Origin of the sequence: Streptomyces sp. HUAS 15-9 (assembly GCF_025642155.1) — a bacterium.
Classification (GTDB): Bacteria; Actinomycetota; Actinomycetes; order Streptomycetales; family Streptomycetaceae; genus Streptomyces.
Window position 1 is genome coordinate 7,076,617 of the sequence record NZ_CP106798.1, and the last position, 26,861, is coordinate 7,103,477.

Genomic DNA, 26,861 nt, shown 5'->3' on the forward strand with positions numbered 1-26,861 from the left:
ACCCCTTCGTCGCGGCTTCCGTGCGACCCACACCCCCATTCGGGGGTAGTGAGACTTGCATCACGGATTACACGATGCCAGAGAGCCGCCCGGCAATGGTCCGGCACCTAGGAGGACAGATGACGACGGCCACGGAGCTCTTCCGCACCGCGCGGGACTTCCTGCTGGAACACCGCGAGGACTACGCCTCGGCCTACGAGGGCTTCACCTGGCCGCGCCCGGAGCACTTCAACTGGGCCCTGGACTGGTTCGACGTCATCGCGGACGGCAACGACCGCACCGCCCTGCACATCGTGGAGGAGGACGGCACGGAGACCCGGCTCTCCTTCGCCGAACTGGCCGACCGCTCCGACCGGGTCGCCAACTGGCTGCGGGCGCGTGGCGTCCGGGCCGAGGACCGCATCCTCGTCATGCTCGGCAACCAGGCCGAGCTGTGGGAGACGGCCCTGGCCGCGATGAAACTGCGCGCCGTCGTCATCCCCGCCACCCCGCTGCTCGGCCCCGCCGATCTGCGCGACCGCGTCGAGCGCGGCCGGGTCCGGCACGTGCTCGTCCGCACGGCCGACACCGACAAGTTCGACGAGGTGCCCGGCGACTACACGCGCATCGCCGTCGGCGGCGCGCCCGAGGGCTGGCAGCCGTACGAGGACGCCTACGCCGCCTTGGCCGACTTCACCCCCGACGGCGAGACCCACGCCGACGACCCGCTGATGCTCTACTTCACCTCGGGCACCACCGCCCGCCCCAAGCTGGTCGAGCACACCCACGCCTCGTACCCGATCGGGCACCTGGCCACCATGTACTGGATCGGCCTCGAACCCGGCGACGTGCACCTCAACATCTCCTCGCCCGGCTGGGCCAAACACGCCTGGTCCAACCTCTTCGCCCCGTGGAACGCGCAGGCCACCGTCTTCATCCACAACTACACGCGCTTCGACGCGGCCCGGCTGATGTCCGAGATGGACCGGGCGGGGGTCACCACCTTCTGCGCGCCGCCCACCGTCTGGCGCATGCTCATCCAGGCCGACCTCACCCAGCTGCGCACCCCGCCCCGCGAGGCGGTGGCCGCCGGTGAACCCCTGAACCCGGAGGTCATCGAGCAGGTCCGGCGGGCCTGGGGCGTCACCATCCGGGACGGCTTCGGGCAGACCGAGACCGCCGTACAGGTCAGCAACAGTCCCGGCCAGGAGCTGAAGACCGGCTCGATGGGCCGGCCGAGCCCGGGCTACCGCGTGGAGCTGCTCGACCCGGTGTCGGGCGCACCGGGTGTGGACGAGGGCGAGATCGCGCTCGACCTGTCCACACAACCGGTGGGCCTGATGGCCGGCTACCACGGCGACGCCGACCGCACGGCGGAGGCGATGGCCGGCGGCTACTACCGCACCGGCGACATCGGCTCCCGCGACGCCGACGGCTACATCACCTACGTGGGCCGCGCGGACGACGTCTTCAAGGCCTCCGACTACAAGATCAGCCCCTTCGAGCTGGAGAGCGCCCTGCTGGAGCACGAGGCGGTGGCCGAGGCGGCCGTCGTGCCCGCGCCGGACGAGCTGCGGCTGGCCGTGCCCAAGGCGTACATCGTCCTCGCCGAGGGCTGGGAGCCCGGACCCGACACCGCCAAGGTGCTCTTCGAGCACTCCCGCGAGGCCCTCGCCCCCTACAAGCGCATCCGCCGGCTGGAGTTCGCCGAGCTGCCCAAGACCGTCTCCGGCAAGATCCGCCGGATCGAGCTGCGCGAGGCCACGGCCGCGGGGTCGGGCAACGAGTACCGCGAGGAGGACTTCCGGTGACCGAACGGTCGTACACACATGGGACGAGCGGGACCGCCCTGCTCGGGGACACCATCGGAGCCAACCTGGACCGGGCCGTCGCGGCCTGGCCCGGCCGGGAGGCGCTCGTCGACGTGCCCTCGGGGCGGCGCTGGACGTACGCCGAGTTCTCCGGGGACGTGGACCGGCTGGCGTACGCGCTGCTGGCGAGCGGGGTCGCCAAGGGCGACCGGGTGGGCATCTGGGCGGTCAACTGCGCCGAGTGGGTACTGGTCCAGTACGCCACCGCCCGCATCGGCGCGATCATGGTCAACATCAACCCGGCCTATCGCACCCATGAGGTCGAGTACGTCCTCAACCAGGCCGGAATCTCCCTGCTGTTCGCGTCCCTCAGCCACAAGACCAGCGACTACCGGGCCATGGTCGAGGAAGTGCGCGGCCGGTGCCCGCAGTTGCGGGAGGTCGTGTACATCGGCGACCCGAGCTGGGAGGTGCTGCTGCGGCGCGGGACGCCCGACCGGGCCGAGGAGCTGAGGGCCCGCGGGAGCGAGCTGTCCTGCGACGACCCGATCAACATCCAGTACACCTCGGGCACCACAGGGTTCCCCAAGGGGGCCACCCTCTCGCACCACAACATCCTCAACAACGGCTATTTCGTGGGTGAGTCGATCGCCTACAGCGAGCGGGACCGGATCTGCATCCCGGTGCCCTTCTACCACTGTTTCGGCATGGTGATGGGCAACCTGGCGGCGACCTCGCACGGCGCCTGCATGGTCGTCCCGGCGCCGTCCTTCGACCCGAAGGCGACCCTGGAGGCGGTCCAGCAGGAGCGCTGCACCTCCCTCTACGGCGTCCCGACCATGTTCATCGCGGAGCTGAACCTCCCCGACTTCGCGACCTACGACCTGTCGTCACTGCGCACCGGGATCATGGCGGGCTCGCCCTGCCCGGTCGAGGTGATGAAGCGGGTGGTGGCCGAGATGCACATGGAGGAGGTCTCCATCTGCTACGGCATGACGGAGACGTCCCCGGTCTCCCTGCAGACGCGGATCGAGGACGACCTGGAGCACCGCACCGGCACCGTCGGCCGTGTCCTGCCGCACCTGGAGGTCAAGGTCGTCGACCCGGCGGGCGGCGTCACCCAGCCCCGGGGCGTCGCGGGCGAGTTGTGCACCCGCGGCTACAGCGTGATGCTCGGCTACTGGAACGAGCCCGAGAAGACCGCCGAGGCCGTCGACCCCGGGCGCTGGATGCACACCGGTGACCTGGCGGTGATGCGCGAGGACGGGTACGTCGAGATCGTCGGCCGGATCAAGGACATGATCATCCGCGGAGGCGAGAACATCTACCCGCGCGAGATCGAGGAGTTCCTCTACGGCCACCCGAAGATCAGGGACGTCCAGGTCGTCGGGGTGCCGCACGAGACGTATGGCGAGGAGGTGCTCGCCTGTGTCATCCCGCACGACGCGGCCGAGCCGCTGACGCTGGAGGAACTGCGCGCCTTCTGCCAGGGGCGGCTCGCCCACTACAAGGTCCCCAGCAGGCTGCAGCTCCTCGACTCCTTCCCGATGACGGTGTCCGGGAAGGTGCGCAAGGTCGAACTGCGGGAGCAGTACGGCGAGTAGGTCAGGCGCCGGTGGCGTTCAGGTCGTCGGCGAGGCTGTTGGCCGGTTGCGGGGTGCCCGTGAGGTCCAGGACGAACAGGGGGATGCCCAGGGAGTCGGCGCGGGCGCGGGCGTCGTCGGTGTACCCGGCGAGGGAGAAGTAGACACAGTCGGTCGATTCCACCATCGCCGTCAGCCACAGGCACTCCACGTCCCGCAGGGAGGCCGGGCTGACGGTGGGGTCCACCTGGGCCACGACCCCACGGGCGGCGAGCCCGACACCGGACGGCGGCCGCTGATCGGCCCGCCGGATGTTCCGGTACCCGAGCCACCGCAGATAGAGCGCGGCGACGGTGACCGCGTCCCGGGCGGAACGAATGGCGATGGGCTGAAAGGCGCGTCGGCGCTGGGGGGATCTGGGCGCGTGGGGTGATCCGGGGCGGCCGTGGGTGCCCTTCGCGTGCGAGCCCCTGACGGACCCGGCCCCCGTCTCTCCGCTCGGGCCGGTGCCTGGGCGTACGTCGGTGTTCGCCTCCGGCGCCGGGCCTGGTCCGGTGCTCGCGGCGAGATCCGGACTCGCACCGGGGCCGTCCTCGCCGGGGCGCCCGTCGGTGACCGGTATGCGGAGAACCGTGCCGCAGGCGCACCCCAGTTCCGGCTGGGGCCACTCGTCGTGGCGTCCGCAGTCCGGGCAGCGGACGGTGATCCAGTCCTGGTCCCAGACGCGGTGGGTGACGGCCGTCGCCGCGGCCCCGCGGTCGAGCGGTGGCGCGACCGCCGCGCCGCACACGCAGGGATACGACGGCGCGGTGTAGACGTGCTCGCGCCGACAGGCCGGACAGCGCACCGGCACGCTCTCGGACATGGCCGACTCCAAGGCCTCGCGTCGGGACAGCGGTCCCATCGTGCTCCAGCCGGACCCCACTTGTCCCACTCTTGACGACCTTCGGGCACCCACCTAGATTGATTCCAGATAGCAGAAATTTAATTCCGCAATGTGGAAGCATCGGGGGACATGTCGAAGCGCGCGGAAGCCAATGAAGACTCGGGACACAGTGCTCACCGCGGGGCGCGACGGGAGTACGCATCCGACAGCCGAAGCAGGAGTACTCGATGGCTCGTATGACCGCTGCCCGCGCGGCAGTTGAGATCCTCAAGCGCGAGGGCGTCACCGCCGCGTTCGGTGTGCCGGGCGCGGCGATCAACCCCTTCTACGCGGCGCTCAAGGCCTCGGGCGGCATCAACCACACCCTCGCCCGCCATGTCGAGGGTGCCTCGCACATGGCCGAGGGCTACACCCGCACCTACCCGGGCAACATCGGCGTGTGCATCGGTACGTCCGGCCCGGCCGGCACCGACATGATCACCGGCCTGTACTCGGCCATCGGCGACTCGGTCCCGATCCTGTGCATCACCGGCCAGGCCCCGACCGCGGTGATCCACAAGGAGGACTTCCAGGCCGTCGACATCACCTCGATCGCCAAGCCGGTCACGAAGACGGCGGTCACCGTCCTGGAGGCCGCGCAGGTCCCCGGCGTCTTCCAGCAGGCCTTCCACCTCATGCGCTCCGGCCGCCCCGGCCCCGTCCTGATCGACCTGCCGATCGACGTCCAGCTCACCGAGATCGAGTTCGACCCGGAGACGTACGAGCCGCTCCCGGTCTACAAGCCCGCCGCGACCCGCCCGCAGATAGAGAAGGCGATCGCAATGCTGGGCGAGTCCGAGCGCCCGCTGATCGTCGCCGGCGGTGGTGTCATCAACGCCGACGCGGCCGGACTCCTCGTCGAGTTCGCCGAGCTGACGGGTACTCCGGTGGTCCCGACCCTGATGGGCTGGGGCGTACTCCCGGACGACCACGAGCTGAACGCGGGCATGGTCGGCCTGCAGACCTCGCACCGCTACGGCAACGCGACCTTCCTGGAGTCCGACTTCGTCCTCGGCATCGGCAACCGCTGGGCCAACCGCCACACCGGCAGGCTGGACGTCTACACGGCCGGCCGGACGTTCGTCCACGTCGACATCGAGCCCACCCAGATCGGCAGGATCTTCGCGCCCGACTACGGCATCGCCTCCGACGCCAAGGCGGCGCTGGAGCTCTTCGTCGAGGTGGCGCGGGAACTGAAGGCGGCGGGCAGGCTGCCCGACCGGTCCTCCTGGGCGGCGGCCGCGCAGGAGAAGAAGGCGACCCTCCAGCGTCGTACGCACTTCGACGACATCCCGATCAAGCCGCAGCGCGTCTACGAGGAGATGAACAAGGCCTTCGGACCGGAGACCCGGTACGTCTCCACCATCGGCCTCTCGCAGATCGCCGGCGCGCAGCTGCTGCACGTCTTCAAGCCCCGGCACTGGATCAACTGCGGCCAGGCGGGCCCCCTCGGCTGGACCGTTCCGGCCGCGCTGGGAGTGGCGAAGGCCGACCCGGAGGCGTCCGTAGTCGCCCTGTCCGGCGACTACGATTTCCAGTTCATGATCGAGGAGCTGGCGGTCGGCGCGCAGCACAAGATCCCGTACGTGCACGTGCTGGTCAACAACTCCTACCTGGGCCTGATCCGCCAGGCGCAGCGGGCGTTCGACATCGACTTCCAGGTCAAGCTGGAGTTTGAGAACATCAACTCTCCTGAGCTGGGCGTCTACGGGGTCGACCACGTCAAGGTCGTCGAGGGCCTCGGCTGCAAGGCGATCCGCGTGACCGACCCGAACGAACTCGGCGCCGCCTTCGAACAGGCCAAGAAGCTCGCCACCGAGTTCCAGGTGCCGGTCGTCGTCGAGGCGATCCTGGAGCGCGTCACCGACATCTCCATGTCGACCACCAACGACATCTCCGACGTCGTCGAGTTCGAGGAACTGGCCACGGATCCGTCCCACGCGCCCACGTCGATCAAAGCCCTGAGGGTCTGACCTCCGTCAGCGAGGGGGCGGCCCGTCCGAGGGGGACGGGCCGCCCTGCCATCTTGTAGGTGCGAAGCACCACCCAAAGGGGGCGCGGGGAACTGCGCGACCAGCCACGAACAACCCGCACCCTGCAACGCACAGAACGGGCCTTCACACCGAGCCGCAGGTGAAGCCGCCCCCGCCGGAGGAGGAGCGCGGTACCTCGTGGTCCGTGGTGCCGCCCCGGCCGGTCAGTCCCGCCTCCTGCGCGAAGCGCGGGGCGAGCGCGGTCAGTGCCCGGTCGCCGTACAGGGCGACCGCGAGCAGGGTGTCCCGTGCCGACAGGCCGGTCCGAACGGCGGGGAGAGGATGCTGTTCGCGCAGGTCCTTCAGGGCGCGGCGGGCGGCGCGGGGACGGCCGGGCGGGAAGCTGCGCAGCAACCCCGCGGTCGTGAGGTTGCCGCGCGCCTCGGCGAGGGCCGACCGTACGCCCTGGCGGTCCAGCAACTGGCGCATGCCCGCGCTCCGGTAGAGGGCCGCGTGCACGGCCCTGGTCAGGGGCGGCAGCTCCGACCCGCCGACTGGCCCCGAGGTCCGCATCGTTCCCGCCCGGCCCGCACCGACGGCGCCGCGCAGATGCAGATCCAGCACCGCGACCGTGACGGCGGCGCGAGGACCGCCCCGTACCAGCGCGATCTCGTACGGCTCCAGCCGGCCCGTCGGCGTACTGCTCATGACCCACCCCCGTGCGGGCGCCGGCCGCCACCGTGCCGACAGGCTCCGCGTGCCGGGAATGTGCCCGCCGACGGGGGTGGTCGAAGCCTCGGCGGCGGTGTTTCAGAGCTTGATTTGAGGGTGCCGTAGGCAGGGGTACGCCCGGTGCCGTACGCGTCTCGTCAGGGTTCCGGCCCCATCAGACCCGGCCAGTCCTCCGGGCCACCGCCCTGCCACTCGATCAGGTCGCTCTCCTCGACCTCGATCCGGTCCAGGTCGGCCATGCGCAGGATCTCGACCACGTCGTCCAGATGGGAGGCGATGCCGAGGGTCACGTCGCCCTCGGTCACCCGCCGGGAGCCGTCCAGGGCCGGGGGGTGCACCACGATGTGCGGAAACTCGGTCGGTGGATACGTCATGGGTAAAGGCTCCTGCGGGGCGGACGGATCCGCACCCCCGAGGAGCCTTGGCCGGACGATGTCCATGAGGTGTGGCTGGGACCGCGGCGGCGGCGACGGACCGGCAACGCCCTCCCCTCAGGTCGAGAAGGGGAACCGGATCCTTCACCACCGCACTGGCTCGCACGCCGCCGCGGCCCTCACCTGCCCGCACCGGGTCCCGACGGCCAGCCCTCATACGGGCCGTTCGCCGGTACGCGGTGCGGGAGTTCAGTCCTCGCGCAGGACACCGACCGCCTCCTGGCGAAGTGGATTCCGGGCGGCGCCGACGCCTGGGCGCGACAGGACAGATGTCGGCGGCGGCACCGCCCGGAAGCTGGGGGGCTCAGACCTGGGCGCCTGAGAGGCGCTCCACGGCCCGCAGCAGGGCCGAGTGGTCCAGGCCGCCGTCGCCCTGGGCGCGCAGGCTCGCGACCAGCTGGGCGACCACGGCACCGACCGGCAGGGCGGCGCCGACGGTGCGGGCGGCGTCCGTGACGATGCCCATGTCCTTGTGGTGCAGGTCGATACGGAAGCCCGGTTCGAAGTCGCGCTTCAGGAAGTTCTCCTTCTTGCGTGACAGCACGGTCGAGCCCGCCAGGCCGCCGCCCAGGACGTCCAGGGCGGCCGTCAGGTCCACGCCCGACTTCTCCAGGAAGACCACGGCCTCGGCGCACGCCTGGATGTTCACGGCGACGATCAGCTGGTTCGCGGCCTTCACGGTCTGGCCGGAGCCATGCGGGCCGCACAGCACGATGGTCCTGCCGAGCGCCTCGAAGACCGGCTTCGCCTCGACGAAGTCGGCCTGCTCGCCACCGACCATGATCGACAGAACCGCCTCGACGGCGCCGGCCTCACCGCCGGAGACGGGGGCGTCGAGGACGCGGATGCCCTTTCGCGCCGCGGCCGCGGCCAGGTCGACCGAGGTCTGCGGGGTGATCGAGGACATGTCGATCAGCAGGGCGCCGGACCGCGCGTTCTCCAGGATGCCGGCGGGGCCGTAGGAGATGGCCTCGACCTGTGGGGACGCGGGCACCATCGTGATGATCACGTCGGCGTCCCTGACGGCCTCGGCGAGGGAGCCTGCGGCGGTGCCGCCGGCGGCGGCCAGGCGGTCCAGCTTGTCCTGCTCGAGGGTGAAGCCGGTGACGTCGTAACCCGCCTTGATCAGGTTCTCCGACATGGGGGAGCCCATGATGCCGAGGCCTATCCAGGCGATCGACGGGCGGGAGGAATCCGCGGGGTTGCTCATCTTGGGGGCCTCTCGGTACGGGGCGATGGGTCAGCGGGCGGCGCGTGCCTCGTGGGGCAGCCAGTCGAAGGCGTCGGCGCTCGGGCGGTCGCCCGGCTTGTACTCCAGGCCGACCCAGCCCTCGTAACCGGCCTTGTGCAGCTGGCCGAGGAGCTCCTCCAGCGGGAGCGTCCCCGTGCCGGGGGCGCCGCGGCCCGGGTTGTCGGCGATCTGGACGTGGCCGGTCTTCGCGGCGTACCGCTCGATCACCGACGGCAGGTCCTCGCCGTTCATGGACAGGTGGTAGAGGTCCATCAGGAAGCGCGCGTTGCCGAGGCCCGTCGCGTCGTTGACCTTGTCGACGATCCCGACCGCCGCGGGGGCCGACACCAGCGGGTACAGCGGGGACTCCGGCCGGTTGAGCGCCTCGATCAGCAGGACCGCGCCGATGCGGTCGGCGGCCCGGGCCGCCAGTGCCAGGTTCTCCAGGGCCAGGGTGTCCTGCGCGCCCGGGTCGACGCCGTCGACGCGGTTGCCGTACAGCGCGTTGAGCGCTTCGCAGCCCAGGGAGGCGGCGAAGTCGGCGGCCACGTCGATGTTGGTGCGGAACCTCGCCGACTCCTCGCCCGGGACCGACAGGGCGCCGCGGTCCGGGCCCGGGAGCCGTCCGGCGTAGAAGTTCAGCCCGGTGAGCTGTACGCCCGCGTCCTCGATGGCCTGCTTCAGGGCGTCGAGGACGGACCGCTCGGGGGTGGGGGAGCCGACCCAGGGCCACCACAGCTCGACCGCGGAGAAGCCGGCCGCGGCGGCGGCCGCGGGGCGCTCCAGGAGCGGGAGTTCCGTGAAGAGGATCGACAGGTTGACGTTGAAGCGCTGGTCTGCGAATCCCATCGGGGCCGCGCTCCCTTCCGTTGGCGACCTGATTCCGTAATGCGGAAGTTTATTTCTGCTTAATGGAAGACTGCCTGTGTCCGGGGAGGGCTGTCAAGGGGCCTCATGAGAAAAAGCCCGTGCGGGCAGGGGTGAGGGCGCCCGCGGCCCGGGTGGGGATGGAATTCGGGCGTGCTTTCGGGGGCGAGGTGTGTGGGTGGGTCGGTTAAGGTCTCACGCAGCGGGCAGGGTGTTCCCACCCCGGTCGTGGACCTGGCGGAACGCGCGGGTCGGAGCGGATGCCATGGGGGCACAGTGCGACTGAAAGTGGAGTTCACCACCGAGCCCTTCGATCTGGAGGAGGCGCCCGCGCACGCGGTGGCGGCCCGCGAGGTGATCGGGGCGGCGAAGCTGGACACGGTCGACGTCGGCCCGTTCGGCAACACCGCGGAGGGCGGCGCCGACGAGGTGCTGACCGCCGTGGACGCGCTGCTGCGCAGGTCCCTGGAGGCGGGCGCCACCCGGATCTCGCTGCAGGTCAACGTCATCGGGGAGGGCGAGTGACCGGCAGGGACGAACCCTTCATCACGGCCGTGAAGCCACTGGTCGACGCCATGGGCGCAGAGATGCTCCCGCCGGACGAGGCCGGCCCCGACGACGTCGTGCTCGCCTGGGAGGGTGTCGCCGTGCTCGCCGTACGCCTGCCCCAGCTCGCCGACTCCCTCGACCACATCCTGGCGGCCATGGAGCGCAAGAAGGGCAAGCCCCTGGCCGATCTGGACCGCAAGGCCAAGCAGGAGCTCGTACGGATACTGGAGGCGCGCGGCGCCTTCTCGGTACGGCACGGAGTGGAGACCGTGGCGAGCGCGCTCGGGGTGAGCCGCTTCACCGTCTACAACTATCTGAACCGCGAGAAGGGCTGAGCGCACCGGCGGGGATGTAACGCGGAATTTTCAACAAAGTGTTGACGTCGTCCGGCGGAGAGCGTTAGCTGTTCGCAGCCCGTTCAGCACGAAGGCCGTCCGCGGCCACGGAGGCACTTGTGACTTCCACTTCAACGCCCACGGGCCTGGCCCGGCTCAACGTCCTGGAGGAGCCGGCGGCCTTCGCCGTCCTCCACGAGGCGTGCGCCTGCACGGCATGGGTCCGGCGGCTGCTCGCCGCCCGCCCGTACGCCACCGCCGACGACCTCTACGAAGCCGGTGACGCCGCCATGGCCGAGCTGACCCGCGAAGACCTCGCGGAGGCGATGGCCGGGCACCCGCCGATCGGCCGCCCCAAGCCCGGCGACCCGGCCTCCGCCCGGGAGCAGCGCGGCATGGCCGGCGCCTCCGAGGAGCTCAAGGCGCAGATGCTCGAACTGAACCTCGCCTACCAGGACAGGTTCGGCCATGTCTTCCTCATCTGCGCCACCGGCAGAACCGGCGAGCAGATGCGCGACGCGCTCAAGGAGCGGATCGGCAACTCGCCGGAGCGGGAGCGGGAGATCGTCCGCACCGAGCTGGGAAAGATCAACCGTATCCGGCTCGCCCGCATCGCCGAAGAGGACTGAGAGCAGCATGAGCACCAGCGCCACCGCTTCCGTGTCCACGCACATCCTGGACACCAGCGTCGGCCGCCCCGCCGAGGGCGTCGCCGTACGGCTCGCGGCCCGCAGCGGCCGGGACGCCGCATGGCAGGCGCTCGGCGGCTCCGTGACCGACGCGGACGGGCGGTGCAAGGACCTTCCGGACCTGCCGGAGGGGACGACCCACGTACGGCTCGACTTCGCGGTCGAACCGTACTTCGGAAGATCCGTGAAGAAGCAAGCCGATGCGCAGCAGGACGCCCCCGCGAATCGGGACAGCGGTGCCGCGTTCTTCCCCGAGGTGGCGATCACCTTCGCCGTACGCCGCGGGGAGCACTACCACGTACCGCTGCTGCTCAACCCGTTCGGCTACTCCGTTTACCGAGGGAGCTAGCTAGATGCCCACCATTCTGGGACAGAACCAGTACGGCAAGGCCGAGAACCGAGTCGTCAAGATCACGCGGGACGGCGCCACCCACCACATCAAGGACCTGAACGTCTCCGTGTCCCTGTCCGGTGACATGGACGCGGTGCACTACGACGGCTCGAACGCGCATGTCCTGCCGACCGACACCACCAAGAACACGGTGTACGCGTTCGCCAAGGAGCACGGCATCGAGTCCGCCGAGCAGTTCGGCATCCACCTCGCCCGTCACTTCGTGACGAGCCAGGAGCCGATCCGCCGGGCCCGTATCCGTATCGAGGAGTACGCCTGGGAGCGCATCGAGCACTCCAAGGAGGGCGCGCACTCGTTCGCCCGCAAGGGCCAGGAGACCCGGCTCGCCCAGATCACGTACGACGGCTCGTCCTGGGAGGTCGTCTCCGGCCTCAAGGACCTCGTCGTGCTGAACTCCACCGACTCGGAGTTCTGGGGCTACGTCAAGGACAAGTACACGACGCTCCCCGAGGCGTACGACCGTATCCTCGCCACCGAGGTCTCCGGCCGCTGGCGGTTCAACTGGACCGACGACGAGCGGGAGATGCCCGACTGGGAGGAGTCCTACGAGCGGACGAAGGAGCATCTGCTCCGGGCCTTCGCCGAGACGTACTCGCTCTCGCTCCAGCAGACGCTGTACCAGATGGGTTCGCGGATCATCGACCACCGTGACGAGATCGACGAGGTCCGCTTCTCGCTCCCGAACAAGCACCACTTCCTCGTGGACCTGGAACCCTTCGGGCTGAAGAACAACAACGAGGTGTACTTCGCCGCCGACCGCCCCTACGGCCTCATCGAGGCCACCGTCGTACGGGACGGCTGCGAGCCGAGGATCCCGGTCGACCTCACCAACCTGTAAGAACCCACTTTCGGCACCCGCGGCCGGAGAGCCCCGCTCCACCCGCTCCCCGGCCGCGGCACTCAAACTCCCAGGGTCCTGCCGTGCCCCCTCCGAAACAGCGCAAAGGACGAACCATGGCAGCAGCCCGGCGCATCGTCATCGAGAACTGCTCGATCGCCACGGTCGACGCGAACGACACCGAGTACGCCACCGGACATGTCGTCATCGCAGGCCACCGCATCGAGTCGCTCGGCGCGGGCAGGGCCCCCGAGGGACTGGAGAACGTCGTACGGCGCATCGACGCCTCCGGCCACCTCGTGACCCCCGGCCTGATCAACACCCACCACCACTTCTACCAGTGGATCACCCGGGGCCTGGCCACCGACCACAACCTCTTCGACTGGCTGGTCGCGCTCTACCCGACCTGGGCGCGCATCGACGAGCCGATGGTCCACGCGGCCGCTCAGGGGTCCCTGGCGATGATGGCCCGCGGCGGCGTGACCACCGCCATGGACCACCACTACGTCTACCCGAAGGACTCCGGCGACCTGTCCGGCGCCGTCATCCGCGCCGCCCGTGAGACGGGCGTCCGCTTCACCCTCGCCCGCGGCTCCATGGACCGCAGTGAGAAGGACGGCGGCCTGCCCCCGGACTTCGCCGTCGAGACGCTGGAGGGAGCCCTCGCCGCGACCGAGCAGACCGTCAAGGAGCACCACGACGCCTCCTTCGAGGCGATGACCCAGGTCGCCGTCGCCCCCTGCTCGCCGTTCTCCGTCTCCACCGAACTCCTGCGTGAAGGTGCCCAGCTGGCCCGCCGCCTCGGCGTGCGCCTGCACACCCACGGCTCGGAGACGGTCGAGGAGGAGAAGTTCTGCCACGAACTGTTCGGCATGGGCCCGACCGACTACTTCGAGTCCACCGGCTGGCTCGGCGAGGACGTGTGGATGGCCCACTGCGTCCATATGAACGACTCCGACATCGCCGCCTTCGCCCGTACGAAGACGGGTGTCGCGCACTGTCCTTCCTCCAACGCGCGTCTGGCGGCGGGCATCGCACGCGTCCCCGACATGCTGGCGGCCGGCGTCCCCGTCGGCCTCGGCGTCGACGGCACCGCCTCCAACGAGTCCGGTGAACTCCACACCGAACTGCGCAACGCGCTGCTCATCAACCGCCTCGGCGCCCACCGCGAGGCCGCCCTGAACGCCCGGCAGGCGCTGCGCCTCGGCACCTACGGCGGCGCCCAGGTCCTCGGCCGGGCCGCCGAGACCGGCTCCCTGGAGCCGGGCAAGCTCGCCGACCTGGTGCTCTGGAAGCTGGACACCCTCGCCCACGCCTCCATCGCCGACCCGGTGACCGCGCTGGTCCTCGGCGCGGCGGCACCGGTCACCGCCTCGTTCGTGAACGGCCGGCAGATCGTCGAGCACGGCCGCCTGCTGCACGTCGACGAGGACGCCATCGCCCGCTCCACGCGGGACGAGGCCCAGCGCCTGGCACGGATCGCCGCCCAGGGCTGAACAACCGAAGGACTCCGGTCGGGAGGGACGGCTCCCGGCCGGAAGCCATGGACCCGAGCGGGGTCCGTGGCGGCCGCGTCCGGGGCGTGCGTGAACGCGCACGCCCCGGGACGGTCCCCGTCCCGCCCCGGCTTCAGTCAGGTACCGGTCCCGACCCGGGACCCGGCCACAGCATGAGGTTGGCGAGCAACTCGGCCTGCTCGACGGCGTCGTCGAGGGCGTGATGGGTGTGGGAGCGCCGTGACAGCAGATGCCGGGGCATCGTCCCCTTGGCGACGGCCCGCAGCGGAACGCGGGCCTTCGTCGCGTACAGCGTCTTCATGTCCAGGCAGCCCGAGTGCCCGAAGGGGCTCGCCCCGGTGAAGCGGATCAGATACCAGTACAGGAACGTCCAGTCGTACGAGGCCGGGTAGCCGCACATCACCGGCTGGGCACCCGCGCTCACCTCCCGGACCCAGGCGGAGAACTCGGCCAGCGCGAGGGCGGGTTCCGCTGCCTCGGACCTCAGCCGCTCCCGGTCGAGTCCGCTCACCGCGAGGGCCTCGGGCACGAACTCATCGCTGATCGGCCGCAGTTCGCGATAGAAGGTCAGCTGCTCGGGGTCGGCGGCGGTGAATCCGTCGGCGTCCTGTGTACCGGCGACGGCGGCCCCCAGGCTCAGCATGGAGTAGGGGCCGGGGATCGGGCCGTCCGCCTCGATGTCGACGGAGATGTACAGACTCGGCTTGATACGTCGTGCGGACATGGAACCGGAGCATCGCAGGCGGGAGCGGTCCACCGCATCCCAATTCAGGGGCGGGGGCCTGCCTGGCGCGCCGCTCACACCCGGCGCGGGGACGCCAGCAGATAACGCGCCCTCGTCCGCGGCTCCGTGTACTCACCCGCCTGCCAGCCGGCGCCCTCCAGTGTGGCCGCGCACGCGCTCAGGGCCTCGCCGTCCGGCGCGTACACGGCGACCGCCTCGGGCTGCGGGGTCGCGCGCACCCGGTACCCGTCGGCGTCCTGCCCCGCAGGCCGGTGTCCGGCGGCCTCCAGGGCGAGCGCGGCGGCCCGCACCAGATGCGTACGCTCCCACCCGCACGGCCGGTCCGTGGCACCGTCCGGATTGGTCATCCGCCGCAGCTCCAGCAGGCCCTGCCAGGCGCTGTGCACCTGGCGCACCCGCTCCGGGCCGGAGCCGGACGCCGACTCCTGCGGATCGCCGACGCGAGCCGCGAAGACCCCGTCGGCGGGTGACGGCTCCACCGGTTCGGCGGCGGCCGCCGTCGGCACCGCCTCCCGTATGCGATGCCCCGCCGGTGTCAGGAAGTGGTCGTGCGGCGGACGCGGGTGCCGGAAGGCGAGCCCGTGCCGCACCAGCGACGCGAGCTGCGCCTGCGTACCCCGCAGCAGACCGGTGACCGGATCGGCGGCGTCGATGACACGCCGCTGCGCGGCGCTCGGCGGTCGTGTCACGGCGTGCTCCTTCCCGGTGGACGGCCCGTCCGGCGGACGGCTCACCCGTCGGACGGCCCATTCGAAGAGTACGGCCCGGGTCTGACAACCGGCCGGGGTCTGACGACTGGCCGGGGCCGCCGGCTGCCGCAGCCGTCCGGGTCAGTCGCGCGGCCGGACGTTCCACCCCGCCACCACCGGCCGCCCGTGCTCCGTGCCGAGCCGGCACAGTGTGCCCGTCGCCAGCTGGAACAGGGCCCCGTGCTGCGGGCACAGGCCGAGGCGGCGGGCGGTGAGGACGCGCAGGAAGTGGCCGTGGGCGACCAGGAGGACGACACCCTCGGTGTTGGCGAGGGCGGCGTCCACCTTGCCGAGCATCCGGTCGGCACGCTCCCCGACCTGCTCCGGAGTCTCCCCGGGGTGCTCGGGCGGGCCCGGCGCGACCCCGTCCGTGAACAGGAACCAGTCGGGCCGGGTGCGCTGGATCTCGACCGTGGTGATGCCCTCGTAGCCGCCGTAGTCCCACTCGCGCAGGTCGGCGTCGACCCGGGCGTCGGGGATCCCGATGAGTTCGGCGGTCTCCCGGGCCCGCTGCAGGGGGCTGACGAAGGTGGCGCCGATGTGGTGCGAGCGGATCAGCGGCACCAGCCGGCGCGCCTCCTGTCTCCCGTGCTCGGTGAGGGGTACGTCCGTCCAGCCGGTGTGCCGTCCGGACCGCGACCACTCGGTCTCACCGTGCCGGACGAGAAAGAGGTCACCCACGTCCGTGCCCTTCCCGCTCGCCTGACAGCACCGTTTCACACGGCGCCCGCCGCCCGCAGGCGGGACTGGGCCAGACGGCCGTGTGCCGCCAGGCGGGCCGTGCGCGCGGTCTCCTACTGCCGGTATCCGCTCAGGAACCGTCCGATCCGGCCGATCGCCGCCTCCAGGTCCTCCGCGTGCGGGAGGGTGAGGATGCGGAAGTGGTCCGGAGCGGGCCAGTTGAAGCCGGTGCCCTGGACGACCTGGATCTTCTCACGGAGCAGCAGGTCGAGGACGAACTTCTCGTCGTCGTGGATCTTGTGCACCTTGGGGTCGAGGCGCGGAAAGGCGTACAGCGCGCCCTTGGGTTTGACGCAGGACACGCCCGGGATCTCGTTCAGCCTCTCCCAGGCCACGTTCCGCTGCTCGTACAACCGGCCGCCGGGAGCGGCGAGTTCGCGGATGGACTGGCGCCCGCCGAGCGCGGCCTGGATGGCGTACTGCGCGGGCGCGTTGGCGCACAGGCGCATGGAGGCCAGCATGGTCAGGCCCTCCAGATAGTCCTTCGCGTGCTGCTTGGGACCGGTGACGACCAGCCACCCGGAGCGGAAGCCCGCCACCCGGTACGTCTTCGACAGCCCGCAGAAGGTGAGGACGACCAGGTCGGGAGCGAGGGCGGCGGCGGAGTGGTGGACGGCGTCGTCGTACAGGATCTGGTCGTAGATCTCGTCGGCGAAGACCATCAGGCCGTGGCGGCGGGCGAGGTCGAGGATGCCCTCGACGATCTCCTTCGGGTAGACCGCCCCGGTGGGGTTGTTCGGGTTGATGATGACGACGGCCTTGGTGCGATCGGTGATCTTCGACGCGATGTCGTCCAGGTCCGGGTTCCAGTCGGCCTGTTCGTCGCACACGTAGTGGACCGCCTTGCCGCCCGCGAGGGTCGTCACTGCCGTCCACAGCGGGAAGTCCGGTGCGGGGATGAGGATTTCGTCGCCGTCCTCCACCAGCGCCTGGACGGCCATCGACACCAGCTCGGAGACGCCGTTGCCGAGGAACACGTCGTCGACGCCGACCTGCAGGCCGAGGCTCTGGTAGCGCTGGGCCACGGCGCGGCGGGCGGAGAGGATGCCGCGCGAGTCCGTGTAGCCGTGCGCCTGCGGGAGCATCCGGATCATGTCCTGGAGGATCTCCTCCGGTGCCTCGAAGCCGAAGAGCGCCGGGTTGCCGGTGTTCAGGCGCAGCACGCTGTGGCCCGCCTCCTCCAGCGCGTTGGCGTGCTCGATCACCGGGCCGCGGATCTCGTAACAGACCTCGCTGAGCTTGTTCGACTGCCGGAACTCCATGCGCCCCTCCAGGAACTCGTGATGCTTGGTTTTACCAAGTTCGAGCTTGGAAAGTCCAACAACACGTCTAGACTGCGCCGTATGTCACCTCGCCGAAGCTACGACCAGTACTGTTCCGCAGCCCGTGCGCTCGACCTGGTCGGCGACCGCTGGACCCTGCTGATCGTCCGGGAGCTGCTCGCCGGTCCCCGCCGCTACACGGACCTGCACGCGGACCTGCCGGGGGTCAGCACGGACGTACTCGCCTCACGGCTGAAGGACATGGAGCGCGACGGCCTCGCGACCCGGCGCCGGCTGCCTCCGCCGGGAGCGGCCTACGTCTACGAACTCACCGGGCGTGGACGCGGGTTGCTGTCCGTGCTGCAGGCGCTGGGCACGTGGGGCGAGGCCGAGCTGGGGGAGCGGCGGCCCACCGACGCCGTACGGGCGCACTGGTTCGCGCTGCCGCTGACGCGCGGTCTTGAGGGCGAGGGGATCGTCGAGGTCCAGGTGGAGGAAGGTGACTTCCATCTGTACCTGGGAGCGGAGGAAGGCGCCGTGTACGGCGACGGGCGGGCCCCCACCGAGCCCGACGCCCGGCTCGTACTCGACTCCGCCACCTGCGCCGCCGTCACCCGCGGAGAGCTGAGCGTGCTGCGCGCGGTGCGGGACGGCCGGATCACGGTGACCGGTGACAGCACCCTGGCCAAGACGTTGCGGGAGGCGTGAAAAAGACAGGGCCCGCCACGCGAACGCGGCGGGCCCGGGGCGGCTCAGGCGCCCGGCGGCACCCGTGCCGGCCGTCCCGTACCGCGCGTCAGCGCGTACCCGCCGATGCCCGCGAGGGCGGCCAGCACACCGCCGATCGCGGTCCACACCCAGCGGTCGGTCCACCAGCCGGAGGACCAGCCGTCGTCGGGCTCGATGGCGGACAGTACGGCCGACTTCGACGAGTCCGAACCGCTGTCGTCCGCCGCCGACTTGACCGCGATCCCGGGGACCAGCGGCTTCGCGAGCGAGCCGTCCACCGCGGCCGAGCCGCCGATGTCCTCGGAGTCGACGCGGACCTCGGCGCTCACCGGCTGGCCGAGGTCGGCGGAGCCGAGGTTCACCACCGTCAGCCGGATGTAGTACGTGCCGGGCAGCGGGTCGTTGGCCCACGGCTCCGACCAGGCGCGCACGGTACGCAGGACGCAGGCCAGCTCGACCGAGGCGGCGCCCTGGGCGGCGGTGCGGGTCTGGGCGCCGTACTGGCAGGACTGACGGCGGCGCAGACCGTCGTACACGTCCATCTGCCAGGTCTGCCCGGAGTGCGACTCGGGCAGCTTCACCGTCGCCTTGACGGTGGGGCGCTGACCGGCGTCGGCCGGGAACGACCAGTACAGGTAGTCGCCGGTGGAGGCGCCGGCCGTGGCCTGCTGCCCCTGGTCGATCTCCGCCGCCGTACGGAAGGACGTACCCGCCTGAGTGGGCGCCTTGCCGTCGTCCGAGGCGCTCGGGGACGGAGAGGAGTCGGCGACGGCCGGACCCGCGGCCAGCCCGACGGCCAGCAGGGCGGCGCTCAGCACACGTGTGATTCGCATCAGTTGGTCCTCCAGACCGCGACCCGCCAGCGCGACACCCAGCCCCACAGCAGACCCGCGACGAAGCCGGTCAGCACCAGTGCGCCGAGCAGCCACCAGCCGCGCCCGAGGCCGAAGGAGGCCACGTCGCTCACCTTGTCCGGGCCGTCCACGACGTCGACGGTCAGCTCCAGCGGCAGACCCGGCGTGGTCTTCACGCCGGCCGCCGCCGAGAAGGAGTTGGTGACCTGGAGGCACACCGTCTCGGCACTCGCCGTGTCGTCGTCGCTCTCGGGCTTCGGGTAGCGCAGACCCGTCGAGATCATGTCCGTACGGCCGTTGCCCGCGGCCTCCCCGCGCACGATCTCGCGGCCGTGCGCCGTGACCGCCCGCAGCAGCACCCCGTAGTCCGGGTTGACGGCCCGGTCGTCCGCCACGCTCACCGAGGCGCGCAGCTCCTGGCCGGGGTTGACGTCCACCTTGTACCAGCGCTGCTGCCCGAACTCCTCACGGTCCGTGTAGAGGCCGGACTTCAGCGCGGGCGCGCTCGAACACTGCGTCGCGCCCTGCGTGGCCACCGGCGTCACCACCGGATCGGCCGCCCGGTCGACCAACTGGCCGACCTTGTCGCTGAGTTCCTCCTTGTGCCGCACGTCGGTGTAGGTGCCGCCCGTCGCGTCCGCGATACAGCTGAGCTGGTCACGGGTCTTCGCGTCCGGCACCAGGCCGAGCGTGTCGATGGTCAGCCCGATGCCCTTGGCGGCGATCTCGCGGGCCACCTCGCACGGATCCAGCGGCTGGCAGGTGTCCTCGCCGTCGCTGATCAGGACGATACGGCGGGTGCCGTCACCGCCGTCGAGATCGGTGGCCGCCTTCAGCAGCGCGGGACCGATCGGCGTCCAGCCGGTCGGTGCCAGGGTCGCCACCGCGGTCTTCGCCTCGGTCCGGTTCAGCGGGCCCACCGGATAGAGCTGCGCGGTGTCCTTGCAGCCCGTCTTCCGGTCGTTGCCGCGGTAGTTGGCGCCCAGCGTCCGTATACCGAGCTGGACCTCCTCGGGCGTCGCGTCCAGCACCTCGTTGAACGCCTGCTTCGCCGCGGCCATCCGCGAGCCGCCGTCGATGTCCCGCGCCCGCATGGAACCGCTGACGTCGAGAACCAGTTCCACCTTCGGGGCGGCCGCCTGGTCCGTCTCGTCGGCAACCGCTCCGGCGGGGAACGCGATCCCGGCCGTCAGGGTGGCGAGCAGGGCGCAGACGCCCGCCGCCAGCCGTTGTCTTCTGATCATCGGCGGATCCTAGTGACCAGAGGTGTCGGGCTCCAAAACGAGCGGGTTCGGCAGATCGACCCACTGGTCACCGGGAGTCCGCGGCGACAGCCGCATCAGCGTCAACGCCTTGGCGGGCAGCGGCTCTTCGCACAGGGCCGTCAGATCGGGGCTGCGCGGCAGGTCCCGTACGGCGGTCTCCAGGGCCGTGGCGAGCGCGGCGCCGGAACCCGCCGCACCCGCCAGCGCGCCCGCCACCAGGGAGCCGAACAGCTTGCGGCGCAGGGCCGTTTCGTCGTCCGTGACCACGCGCCCCGTCAGAGCGGGCGGGGTGATGCCGTGGCGGACCAGCCGGGCGGGGCTGATCCGGATGTCGGCCAGATCGCGGTAGACCAGGCGCAGCGGGGAGCCCGTCGCGGACAGCACCACGAGGAGGTTCTGGCCGTGCGCCTCCAGCGCCACGCCCAGCTCGAGCAGCCGCAGGCCGACCGTCAGCGCGAGGCGCATCAAGCCGGCCAGCCAGGCGGGGGAGTCCGGCAGGTCCGTGGTGGCCAGGGCGCCCACCGGCAGCACGTACTCGCCCGGCGCCGCGAACCGTTGCGGCGACTCGCGCAGCACGGCCGCCAGATCCGGCGAGTGCGCCGTCACCGCGCCCCGCGTGCGGGTGATGTGCAGCAGCCCGTCCGTGCGCGCCGCCAGGTCCTCCGCGAAGGACGACAGGGTCGCGGAGATGCCGATCGAGTACTCCGAGATGTCCCGCACCGAGGACGTCAGCCGGGTGGTCAGCGCGGTCTTGACGTGCGGCCCGTCGGGGAGGGCCAGGGTCCGCAGGGACATCAGGGGGTGTGCGGGCAGGGTGCCCTCGACGGGCAGCTTGAGGACGTGCTCGACCTGCCAGGGGTGCACCGGGATCAGCAGGTGCCCGCCGTCGCGCATCTCCTCGGGCCAGGACCCCGTCAGCAGGCACTCCTCCGGGCGGACCGGGACCGTCCCCAGTTCCACCACGGGCCCGTGCTCCGGGCCGTACGCGAGCTGCTCGGCCACCGAGAAACCGGGCCGGGAACGGCAGTTGGGGTGGAACGGATGCCCGTCGACCACCCGCTGCTCCCACTCCCGGTCCCGCGTCGGCCACTCTTTCGGGCGATCCGGGTGTCCGGCCAGGGACAGCGCCAACGAGGCCGCGCTGTGCCCGAGTTCGGCGGCGAAGTCCGCCCCGTGCGGCACCGCGAGGTCCGTCATCAGGCGGGCGGGATCGTCGTACGGCACACCGCCGAGGTGCACGGTGGTGACGTACGCGGTGGTCGCGTACGGATCCGCGTGCGGCCCGTGCAGCGCGCGGCCGTCGGAGAGCCACAGGGCAAGGCCACGCGGGCCGCGGACACGGCGGGTGATCCAGGGCAGCGGTTCGTATGCGAGCGCCCGCCACAGACGGGTCAGCACGGCCGCCCGGGCACCGGGCAGCCCGGCCGCATACAGGGGCAGGAGAGCGGGCCGGATCTCGGCCAGCTCGGCGGCGACCTGCGCCTCGGCGGTGGGGGGACGGTGCACGGACGGGCTCCTCGGGGTACGGGACAGGAAGGTCGACGACGGTCAACGACGGCCGGCGACGACAGACATACTGATCGCGACCGGACCGTGCGGACCGCGATCGTGTGGACTGCAGGGGAACGAGTGGACTGCGGTCGTGTGGACTGCGAGAGAACGAATGGAACGCGTGGACCCCATGCCCCCCAGCGACGACGTCGGACAGCGTGCCGACGCGTACGCGGTCGCGCCCCTGCTCAACTGTCTGCTGCGGGAGGTGGCCCAGCCCCTCCCGGAGCCCGGGGAACGGCGGGTGTACCGGCTGCCGGGCGGCGGCCGCCTGCTGCGGGTGCGCGGCGAGCGGCGGCCCAGGGAGCCCGAGGTGCACGCGGACGGCCTCTGGCAGCCGCTGGGCCACGCCGATCTGGTGAAGCTGGTCGCGGACGAGCTGCGCCGGCACACCGGGGTGTCGAACGACGAGCTGCCGATCGAGATGGCCGACAGCCGCGACGCGGTCGCCGCGCTGCTCACCGCGCGCGCCGGGGCGACGGCGCCCGACGACCCGTATCTGCGCTCCGAGCACTCCCTCATCACCGGCCATCCCTACCATCCCGCCCCCAAGGCCCGCGGCGGCGGCCCCGTCACGGGCTGGCTGCCGTACGCCCCCGAGGCGCACGCCCGCTTCCCGCTGGTGCTGCTCGGCGTGCGCGAGGACACCGTCGTCGAGGAGGGCGACACCTCCGCGCTGGACGCCCTCGGCACCGCCCCGCCCGGCTACCGGCTGCTGCCCGCCCACCCCTGGCAGCTCGACCTGGTCGGCCCGGATCTCGCCCCCGCGTTCGCGGACGGCCGCCTGGTGCGGCTGGGCACGACCGGGTTCGAGACCTGGCCGACGGCCGCGATCCGCACCCTGTACGAGCCGTGCCGCGACCTCTACCTGAAATTCAGCCTCGATGTGCGCATCACCAACGACATCCGTCGGCTGTGGCGCCACGACCTGCTGAAACTGCGCCGCACCGACACGGCCGTGACCCGTGCCTTCGCCCGGATCGGCCCGCCCGCCGCCTGGCTGGGCGACCGCGGCTACCGCACCGCGGACTTCGCCTTCGAGGAACTGGCCGTCCTCGTCCGCGACGGCCTGCGCGGCCGCCTCCTGCCCGGCGCGACCCCGCTGCTCGCCGCCGGCCTCGCGGAGGGCTTCGACGGCAACCCGCTCGCCACCGCCGCCGACCCCGAGGCCTGGTGGGAGGCCTATCTGCGCCAGGTGGTGCCGCCGGCCCTGGCGGCCTTCGCGGACCACGGCGTCGTCCTGGAGGCCCATCTGCAGAACTCCCTGATCGCCGTGGACGCCTCCGGCACCCCCGTGCAGGCGCTGTTCCGGGACGCCGAGGGCGTCAAGCTGCTGCCGGACGTCTCCCGGGCCGCCGGGTGGGAACGGCTGGTGTACACCCTGGTCGTCAACCACCTGGCCGAGATCGCCGCGGCCCTGGCCGAGCACCACCGGGGCCTCGGCCCCTGGCCCGCCGCCCGCCGCGAACTCGCCCGCCACCGCCTCCCCGAGATCGCCGCCCTGCTCACCTCGCCCACCTTGCCCGGCAAGACCAACCTGCTGCTGCGCTGGACCGGAGCGGACGGCGCCGACGCCCGCTACCTGCCGCTGCCCAACCCGCTCCTCGGCGCCTGACGGGAGCGCTGCCTCACGCCGACCGGTGACGGAACACCCAGCGCCTGCCGTTGCCTGGGGCGATTGCGGCCGACGCGAACATCCAGCTCCCGTTCGTGGGCAAGTCCGCGAGATCGCCGGCGTCGCACGGGCACCGAGGGCCGACGCCGGCCGACCGAACGCGGGAAAGGCCCCGTCTCCGGCCCGCTGACCCGCTCGGAACCGGCCGGATGTGCAGATGCACAATCGGGCGGGCCGATCCGGCTTCACCGCTCCATCGACCCCGCCATGACGGCTCGCGCACACTGCCCCGGAAACATCCGGCCGGCAGTTGGCAAGGGAGCACAATCATGAAGGCATACAGCGGGCACTTCATCGACGGGCAGTGGACGCAGGCGCCGGACCCCGAGGTGATCGAGGTCGTCAACCCGGCGGACGAACGCGTCATCGGCTCGGTTCCGGCCGGTACGCCCGAGGACGTCGACCGGGCGGTGCGCGCGGCGGCCCGGGCGTTCGAGACGTGGTCGCAGGCCGCCCCCGAGGTCCGCGCGGACTACCTGCGGAGGATCCACCTGGCGCTGGAGGAGCGCGCGGAGGACATCGCGCGCCTGGTGGCGAGCGAGGTCGGCACCCCCGTCCAGGAGAGCCGGGTCCTGCAGTCGGGACTGCCCGTGTTCACCTTCGGACACGCCGCCGACCTGGCGGCCGGCTTCGACTTCGGGCCCGAGGAGATCGGCAACTCCCACGTCGTCCGCGAGCCCGTCGGGGTCGTCGGCTGCATCACGCCGTGGAACTTTCCGCTCCACCAGGTCTCGCTGAAGGTGGCGCTCGCGCTGGCCGCGGGCTGCACCGTCGTGCTCAAGCCGTCCGAGGTCGCCCCCCTGTCCGCCATGCTGCTGGCGGAGATCACCGAGTCGGTGGGGCTGCCCGCCGGAGTGTTCAACGTGGTCACCGGATACGGTCCGGTGGTGGGCGAGGCACTGGTGGACCACCCCGACGTGGCGATGGTCTCCTTCACGGGATCGACCCGGGCCGGCCGCCGGGTGGCGGCGCTCGCGGCGGGGACCGTCAAGAAGGTGGCGCTCGAACTCGGGGGCAAGTCACCCAACATCATCCTGGACGACGCCGACCTGCAGGCCGCGGTCGCCGACGGAGTGGCCAAGTGCTACCTCAATTCCGGCCAGACCTGCATCGCCCTCACCCGCATGCTCGTTCCCCGTGACAAGCTCGAGGAGGCCGGGCGGATCGCCGCCGAGGTGGCGCGCGGCTACCGCGTCGGAGACCCGCAGGAGGAGGAGACACGGATCGGTCCCATGGTCTCCGACGTCCAGCTCAAGCGGGTACGCGACTACATCGCGACCGGGATCGCCGAGGGCGCCACCCTCCTTACCGGCGGCCCGGACGCACCGCACGACGGACCCGGCTACTTCGTCGCCCCGACCGTCTTCAGCGACGTCACCAACGACATGACCATCGCCCGAGAGGAGATCTTCGGGCCGGTGCTGTCGATCCTTCCCTACGACACCGAGGAGGAGGCGGTCGCCATCGCCAATGACACGCCCTACGGCCTCGCCGGCGCCGTGTGGTCGGGCGACCTCGAGCGGGCGCGGGCCGTTGCCCGGCGGATCCGGGCCGGAATGGTCGACGTGAACGGCGGCGCCTTCAACCCCCTTGCCCCGTTCGGTGGTTACAAGCAGTCGGGCGTGGGCCGCGAGGCCGGACGCCTGGGCTTCGAGGAGTTCCTGGAGACCAAGGCCATCCAGCACTGACTGCCCGTCGGCCGCCGGCCGCCGGCGCCCGGGAGAGGACACACCATGTACGACTACATCATCGTCGGCGCGGGATCCGCGGGCTGTGTGCTCGCCGCCCGGCTCAGCGAGGACCCGGACGTACGCGTCCTGCTCGTGGAGGCCGGCCCGGCCGACGACGCGCAGGAGATCCACGTTCCGGCCGCCTTCGCCAAGCTCTTCCGCAGCAAGTACGACTGGGACTACCTCACCGAACCCGAGCCGGGCCTGGGAGACCGCCGGCGCTATCTGCCGCGCGGCCGGATGCTCGGCGGATCCTCCTCGATGAACGCGATGATCTACATCCGCGGCAACCGCCGGGACTACGACTCCTGGGCCGCCGCCGGAGCCAAGGGCTGGGGCTGGGACGACGTCCTGCCGTACTTCCTGCGCTCCGAGGACCACCACGGTGGGGCCTCCGAGTGGCACGGCGCCGGCGGTCCGCTCCCGGTCAGCCCCGGACGCTCCCGCAGTCCCCTCGTCGACGCCTTCATGGCGGCGGCGCGGCAGGCCGGCCACATGGTCAACCCCGACTTCAACGGCCCCGAGCAGGACGGCGTCGGCTACTACGAGCTGACCCAGCGTGGGGGCCTGCGGTGCAGCACGGCCGCCGCGTATCTGAAGCCGGCGAGGGAACGCCCCAATCTGTCCGTGCTCACCGGGGCGCAGTGCACCCGGATCCTCTTCGACGCGGAACGGGCCGTCGGTGTCGAGGTGGACCGGGACGGGACGACGCAGGAGCTCCGGTGCGAACGGGAGGTCGTCCTCTCGGCGGGCGCGTACAACTCACCGCAGCTGCTCATGCTCTCCGGGATCGGCGTCGCCGACGAACTCGCGGCTCTCGGCATCACGCCCAGGGTGGACCTGCCCGTGGGCGAGAACCTCCAGGACCATCCGCACCTGGCCGTCGTCCACCTCACCGACACCGAGTCCCTGCTCACCGCCGAGACTCCCGAAAACCTGCGGCTGCTGGAGACCGAGGGCCGCGGGCCCCTCACCTCCAACGTCGGTGAGGGCGGCGGGTTCTTCCGGACCACCGACGGTCTCGACGCCCCGGACGTGCAGATCCACGCCGTACCGGCGATGTTCCACCAGGAGGGGCTGGGAGCGGCCACCGACCACGCCTTCCACATCGGTGCGGTGCTGCTCGCTCCCACCAGCCGGGGAAAGGTCCTGCTGCGTTCGGCGCTGCCCAGCGCGAAGCCGCGCATCCTGCACAACTACCTGACCACCGAGGAGGACCGGGCCACGGCGGTCCGCGCGCTGCGGCTGGTGCTGGACATCGTCGGACGGCCCGCCCTGCGGGCGCACCGCAGAGCGGACTTCCTGACGCCGGCGTCCGACAGTGACGCCGACCTCCTGGCGTACGCGCGTCGCGAGTTGCAGACCCTCTACCATCCCACGAGCACCTGCGCCATCGGCCCGGTGGTCGACCACGAGCTGCGCGTGCACGGGGTGGCGGGGCTGCGGGTGGTCGACGCGTCCGTCATGCCGACCGTCGTCCGGGGCAACACCAACGCGCCGACGATCATGATCGCGGAGCGGGCGGCCGACCTCATCCGCGGCACTGCTGTCGGCGGCGTCTGACGTCGGCGGCCCCTCGCCACCGCCACGTCGCGTGGTTACTCTGCCAGTGGCCCGGCCCTACCGGGCCACTGGCCCGACGTGGTGGGACCGCCCGCGCGGCGGTCCCGCTCACTTCGCTGCGG

At 71.5% G+C, this 26,861-nt stretch carries 25 protein-coding genes; 13 read left to right on the plus strand and 12 right to left on the minus strand.

Translation table 11 applies throughout. The annotated features are described in order from the left end of the window. Positions 1-119: 119 nt before the first annotated feature. Complete coding sequence (locus N8I87_RS32250; protein WP_263213989.1) at positions 120-1,790, plus strand: AMP-binding protein; 1,671 nt, start codon at positions 120-122, stop codon at positions 1,788-1,790. After that, on the plus strand, positions 1,787-3,394 hold the full coding sequence (locus N8I87_RS32255; RefSeq protein ID WP_263213991.1) for an AMP-binding protein: 1,608 nt from the start codon (positions 1,787-1,789) through the stop codon (positions 3,392-3,394). The genes N8I87_RS32250 and N8I87_RS32255 overlap by 4 nt, the downstream gene beginning before the upstream one ends. 1 nt (position 3,395) lies before the next feature. On the opposite strand, the gene N8I87_RS32260 is transcribed toward N8I87_RS32255, so the two are convergent. Further along, positions 3,396-4,238, minus strand: coding sequence for a hypothetical protein (locus N8I87_RS32260; RefSeq protein ID WP_263213993.1), 843 nt, complete (start codon positions 4,236-4,238; stop codon positions 3,396-3,398). 248 nt (positions 4,239-4,486) lie between these two features. On the opposite strand from N8I87_RS32260, the gene gcl reads away from it, so the two are divergent. Beyond that, positions 4,487-6,271 (plus strand): glyoxylate carboligase, encoded by a 1,785-nt coding sequence (gene gcl, locus N8I87_RS32265; protein WP_263213996.1) that lies wholly within the window; start codon positions 4,487-4,489, stop codon positions 6,269-6,271. Between the two features lie 144 nt (positions 6,272-6,415). Here the strand turns inward: gcl and N8I87_RS32270 are convergent, their stop codons facing one another. From N8I87_RS32270 to N8I87_RS32285, 4 genes are all read right to left on the minus strand, one after another. Continuing rightward, entirely contained in the window at positions 6,416-7,039 is a 624-nt protein-coding gene (locus N8I87_RS32270; RefSeq protein WP_317633569.1) for a TIGR04222 domain-containing membrane protein, read from the minus strand. Positions 7,040-7,140: 101 nt separating this feature from the next. After that, positions 7,141-7,377 (minus strand): hypothetical protein, encoded by a 237-nt coding sequence (locus N8I87_RS32275; protein WP_263213999.1) that lies wholly within the window; start codon positions 7,375-7,377, stop codon positions 7,141-7,143. Between the two features lie 364 nt (positions 7,378-7,741). Beyond that, entirely contained in the window at positions 7,742-8,647 is a 906-nt protein-coding gene (locus tag N8I87_RS32280; protein ID WP_263214000.1) for a 2-hydroxy-3-oxopropionate reductase, read from the minus strand. Positions 8,648-8,677: 30 nt separating this feature from the next. Further along, the gene (locus tag N8I87_RS32285; RefSeq protein ID WP_263214002.1) at positions 8,678-9,517 is read right to left on the minus strand and encodes a TIM barrel protein; all 840 of its coding nucleotides are present in this window, start codon (positions 9,515-9,517) and stop codon (positions 8,678-8,680) included. A 294-nt stretch (positions 9,518-9,811) separates the two neighbouring features. On the opposite strand from N8I87_RS32285, the gene N8I87_RS32290 reads away from it, so the two are divergent. From N8I87_RS32290 to N8I87_RS32315, 6 genes are all read left to right on the plus strand, one after another. Beyond that, positions 9,812-10,060 (plus strand): YkoF family thiamine-binding protein, encoded by a 249-nt coding sequence (locus tag N8I87_RS32290; RefSeq protein ID WP_263214003.1) that lies wholly within the window; start codon positions 9,812-9,814, stop codon positions 10,058-10,060. Continuing rightward, positions 10,057-10,419, plus strand: a complete 363-nt coding sequence (locus tag N8I87_RS32295) for a helix-turn-helix domain-containing protein (protein WP_263214005.1) — start codon at positions 10,057-10,059, stop codon at positions 10,417-10,419. Before N8I87_RS32290 ends, N8I87_RS32295 begins: the two co-directional genes overlap by 4 nt. 119 nt (positions 10,420-10,538) lie before the next feature. Then, positions 10,539-11,048, plus strand: a complete 510-nt coding sequence (uraD, locus tag N8I87_RS32300; RefSeq protein ID WP_263214007.1) for a 2-oxo-4-hydroxy-4-carboxy-5-ureidoimidazoline decarboxylase — start codon at positions 10,539-10,541, stop codon at positions 11,046-11,048. A gap of 7 nt (positions 11,049-11,055) precedes the next feature. Next, a complete protein-coding gene (gene uraH / locus N8I87_RS32305; protein ID WP_263214009.1) occupies positions 11,056-11,457 on the plus strand; it encodes a hydroxyisourate hydrolase in 402 nt (133 codons plus the stop codon). A gap of 4 nt (positions 11,458-11,461) precedes the next feature. Then, on the plus strand, positions 11,462-12,358 hold the full coding sequence (pucL, locus tag N8I87_RS32310; protein ID WP_263214011.1) for a factor-independent urate hydroxylase: 897 nt from the start codon (positions 11,462-11,464) through the stop codon (positions 12,356-12,358). Positions 12,359-12,474: 116 nt separating this feature from the next. Next, a complete protein-coding gene (locus N8I87_RS32315; RefSeq protein ID WP_263214013.1) occupies positions 12,475-13,854 on the plus strand; it encodes an 8-oxoguanine deaminase in 1,380 nt (459 codons plus the stop codon). Between the two features lie 133 nt (positions 13,855-13,987). On the opposite strand, the gene N8I87_RS32320 is transcribed toward N8I87_RS32315, so the two are convergent. The 4 genes from N8I87_RS32320 to N8I87_RS32335 all read right to left on the minus strand — a co-directional run bounded on the left by N8I87_RS32320 (position 13,988) and on the right by N8I87_RS32335 (position 17,372). Then, positions 13,988-14,599 carry a 3'-5' exonuclease family protein gene (locus N8I87_RS32320; RefSeq protein ID WP_263214015.1) on the minus strand — a complete coding sequence of 204 codons (612 nt, stop codon included), beginning with the start codon at positions 14,597-14,599 and terminating at the stop codon, positions 13,988-13,990. Between the two features lie 74 nt (positions 14,600-14,673). Next, complete coding sequence (locus N8I87_RS32325) at positions 14,674-15,309, minus strand: hypothetical protein (protein WP_263214018.1); 636 nt, start codon at positions 15,307-15,309, stop codon at positions 14,674-14,676. A gap of 141 nt (positions 15,310-15,450) precedes the next feature. Further along, the gene (locus tag N8I87_RS32330) at positions 15,451-16,050 is read right to left on the minus strand and encodes a histidine phosphatase family protein (RefSeq protein ID WP_263214020.1); all 600 of its coding nucleotides are present in this window, start codon (positions 16,048-16,050) and stop codon (positions 15,451-15,453) included. A 113-nt stretch (positions 16,051-16,163) separates the two neighbouring features. Then, positions 16,164-17,372, minus strand: coding sequence for a pyridoxal phosphate-dependent aminotransferase (locus tag N8I87_RS32335; RefSeq protein ID WP_263214022.1), 1,209 nt, complete (start codon positions 17,370-17,372; stop codon positions 16,164-16,166). 81 nt (positions 17,373-17,453) lie between these two features. On the opposite strand from N8I87_RS32335, the gene N8I87_RS32340 reads away from it, so the two are divergent. Then, positions 17,454-18,080 (plus strand): winged helix-turn-helix transcriptional regulator, encoded by a 627-nt coding sequence (locus tag N8I87_RS32340; protein WP_263214024.1) that lies wholly within the window; start codon positions 17,454-17,456, stop codon positions 18,078-18,080. 44 nt (positions 18,081-18,124) lie between these two features. Here the strand turns inward: N8I87_RS32340 and N8I87_RS32345 are convergent, their stop codons facing one another. From N8I87_RS32345 to N8I87_RS32355, 3 genes are read right to left on the minus strand one after another with little or no spacing between them, the layout of a single operon-like run. After that, positions 18,125-18,934: a hypothetical protein gene (locus N8I87_RS32345; protein ID WP_263214025.1), complete on the minus strand. Its 810-nt coding sequence runs from the start codon at positions 18,932-18,934 to the stop codon at positions 18,125-18,127. Continuing rightward, positions 18,934-20,199, minus strand: a complete 1,266-nt coding sequence (locus N8I87_RS32350; RefSeq protein ID WP_263214027.1) for a VWA domain-containing protein — start codon at positions 20,197-20,199, stop codon at positions 18,934-18,936. Before N8I87_RS32350 ends, N8I87_RS32345 begins: the two co-directional genes overlap by 1 nt. Before the next feature lie 9 nt (positions 20,200-20,208). Continuing rightward, on the minus strand, positions 20,209-21,726 hold the full coding sequence (locus tag N8I87_RS32355; protein ID WP_263214029.1) for an IucA/IucC family protein: 1,518 nt from the start codon (positions 21,724-21,726) through the stop codon (positions 20,209-20,211). A gap of 157 nt (positions 21,727-21,883) precedes the next feature. On the opposite strand from N8I87_RS32355, the gene N8I87_RS32360 reads away from it, so the two are divergent. From N8I87_RS32360 to N8I87_RS32370, 3 genes are all read left to right on the plus strand, one after another. Then, complete coding sequence (locus tag N8I87_RS32360) at positions 21,884-23,386, plus strand: IucA/IucC family protein (protein ID WP_263214030.1); 1,503 nt, start codon at positions 21,884-21,886, stop codon at positions 23,384-23,386. A 329-nt stretch (positions 23,387-23,715) separates the two neighbouring features. Further along, on the plus strand, positions 23,716-25,134 hold the full coding sequence (locus N8I87_RS32365; RefSeq protein ID WP_263214032.1) for an aldehyde dehydrogenase family protein: 1,419 nt from the start codon (positions 23,716-23,718) through the stop codon (positions 25,132-25,134). Between the two features lie 45 nt (positions 25,135-25,179). Continuing rightward, positions 25,180-26,739, plus strand: coding sequence for a GMC family oxidoreductase (locus N8I87_RS32370; protein ID WP_263214034.1), 1,560 nt, complete (start codon positions 25,180-25,182; stop codon positions 26,737-26,739). Positions 26,740-26,861 lie beyond the last annotated feature (122 nt).

What these genes read in the sequence shown, in the direction of transcription:
- N8I87_RS32250 (WP_263213989.1), top strand. Translation starts at nt 120, where the DNA reads ATGACGACGGCCACGGAGCTCTTCCGCACCGCGCGGGACTTCCTGCTG.
- N8I87_RS32260 (WP_263213993.1), bottom strand. Translation starts at nt 4,238, where the DNA reads ATGTCCGAGAGCGTGCCGGTGCGCTGTCCGGCCTGTCGGCGCGAGCAC.
- gcl (WP_263213996.1), top strand. Translation starts at nt 4,487, where the DNA reads ATGGCTCGTATGACCGCTGCCCGCGCGGCAGTTGAGATCCTCAAGCGC.
- N8I87_RS32275 (WP_263213999.1), bottom strand. Translation starts at nt 7,377, where the DNA reads ATGACGTATCCACCGACCGAGTTTCCGCACATCGTGGTGCACCCCCCG.
- N8I87_RS32280 (WP_263214000.1), bottom strand. Translation starts at nt 8,647, where the DNA reads ATGAGCAACCCCGCGGATTCCTCCCGCCCGTCGATCGCCTGGATAGGC.
- N8I87_RS32285 (WP_263214002.1), bottom strand. Translation starts at nt 9,517, where the DNA reads ATGGGATTCGCAGACCAGCGCTTCAACGTCAACCTGTCGATCCTCTTC.
- uraH (WP_263214009.1), top strand. Translation starts at nt 11,056, where the DNA reads ATGAGCACCAGCGCCACCGCTTCCGTGTCCACGCACATCCTGGACACC.
- pucL (WP_263214011.1), top strand. Translation starts at nt 11,462, where the DNA reads ATGCCCACCATTCTGGGACAGAACCAGTACGGCAAGGCCGAGAACCGA.
- N8I87_RS32315 (WP_263214013.1), top strand. Translation starts at nt 12,475, where the DNA reads ATGGCAGCAGCCCGGCGCATCGTCATCGAGAACTGCTCGATCGCCACG.
- N8I87_RS32320 (WP_263214015.1), bottom strand. Translation starts at nt 14,599, where the DNA reads ATGTCCGCACGACGTATCAAGCCGAGTCTGTACATCTCCGTCGACATC.
- N8I87_RS32335 (WP_263214022.1), bottom strand. Translation starts at nt 17,372, where the DNA reads ATGGAGTTCCGGCAGTCGAACAAGCTCAGCGAGGTCTGTTACGAGATC.
- N8I87_RS32340 (WP_263214024.1), top strand. Translation starts at nt 17,454, where the DNA reads ATGTCACCTCGCCGAAGCTACGACCAGTACTGTTCCGCAGCCCGTGCG.
- N8I87_RS32345 (WP_263214025.1), bottom strand. Translation starts at nt 18,934, where the DNA reads ATGCGAATCACACGTGTGCTGAGCGCCGCCCTGCTGGCCGTCGGGCTG.
- N8I87_RS32350 (WP_263214027.1), bottom strand. Translation starts at nt 20,199, where the DNA reads ATGATCAGAAGACAACGGCTGGCGGCGGGCGTCTGCGCCCTGCTCGCC.
- N8I87_RS32360 (WP_263214030.1), top strand. Translation starts at nt 21,884, where the DNA reads ATGGAACGCGTGGACCCCATGCCCCCCAGCGACGACGTCGGACAGCGT.
- N8I87_RS32365 (WP_263214032.1), top strand. Translation starts at nt 23,716, where the DNA reads ATGAAGGCATACAGCGGGCACTTCATCGACGGGCAGTGGACGCAGGCG.
- N8I87_RS32370 (WP_263214034.1), top strand. Translation starts at nt 25,180, where the DNA reads ATGTACGACTACATCATCGTCGGCGCGGGATCCGCGGGCTGTGTGCTC.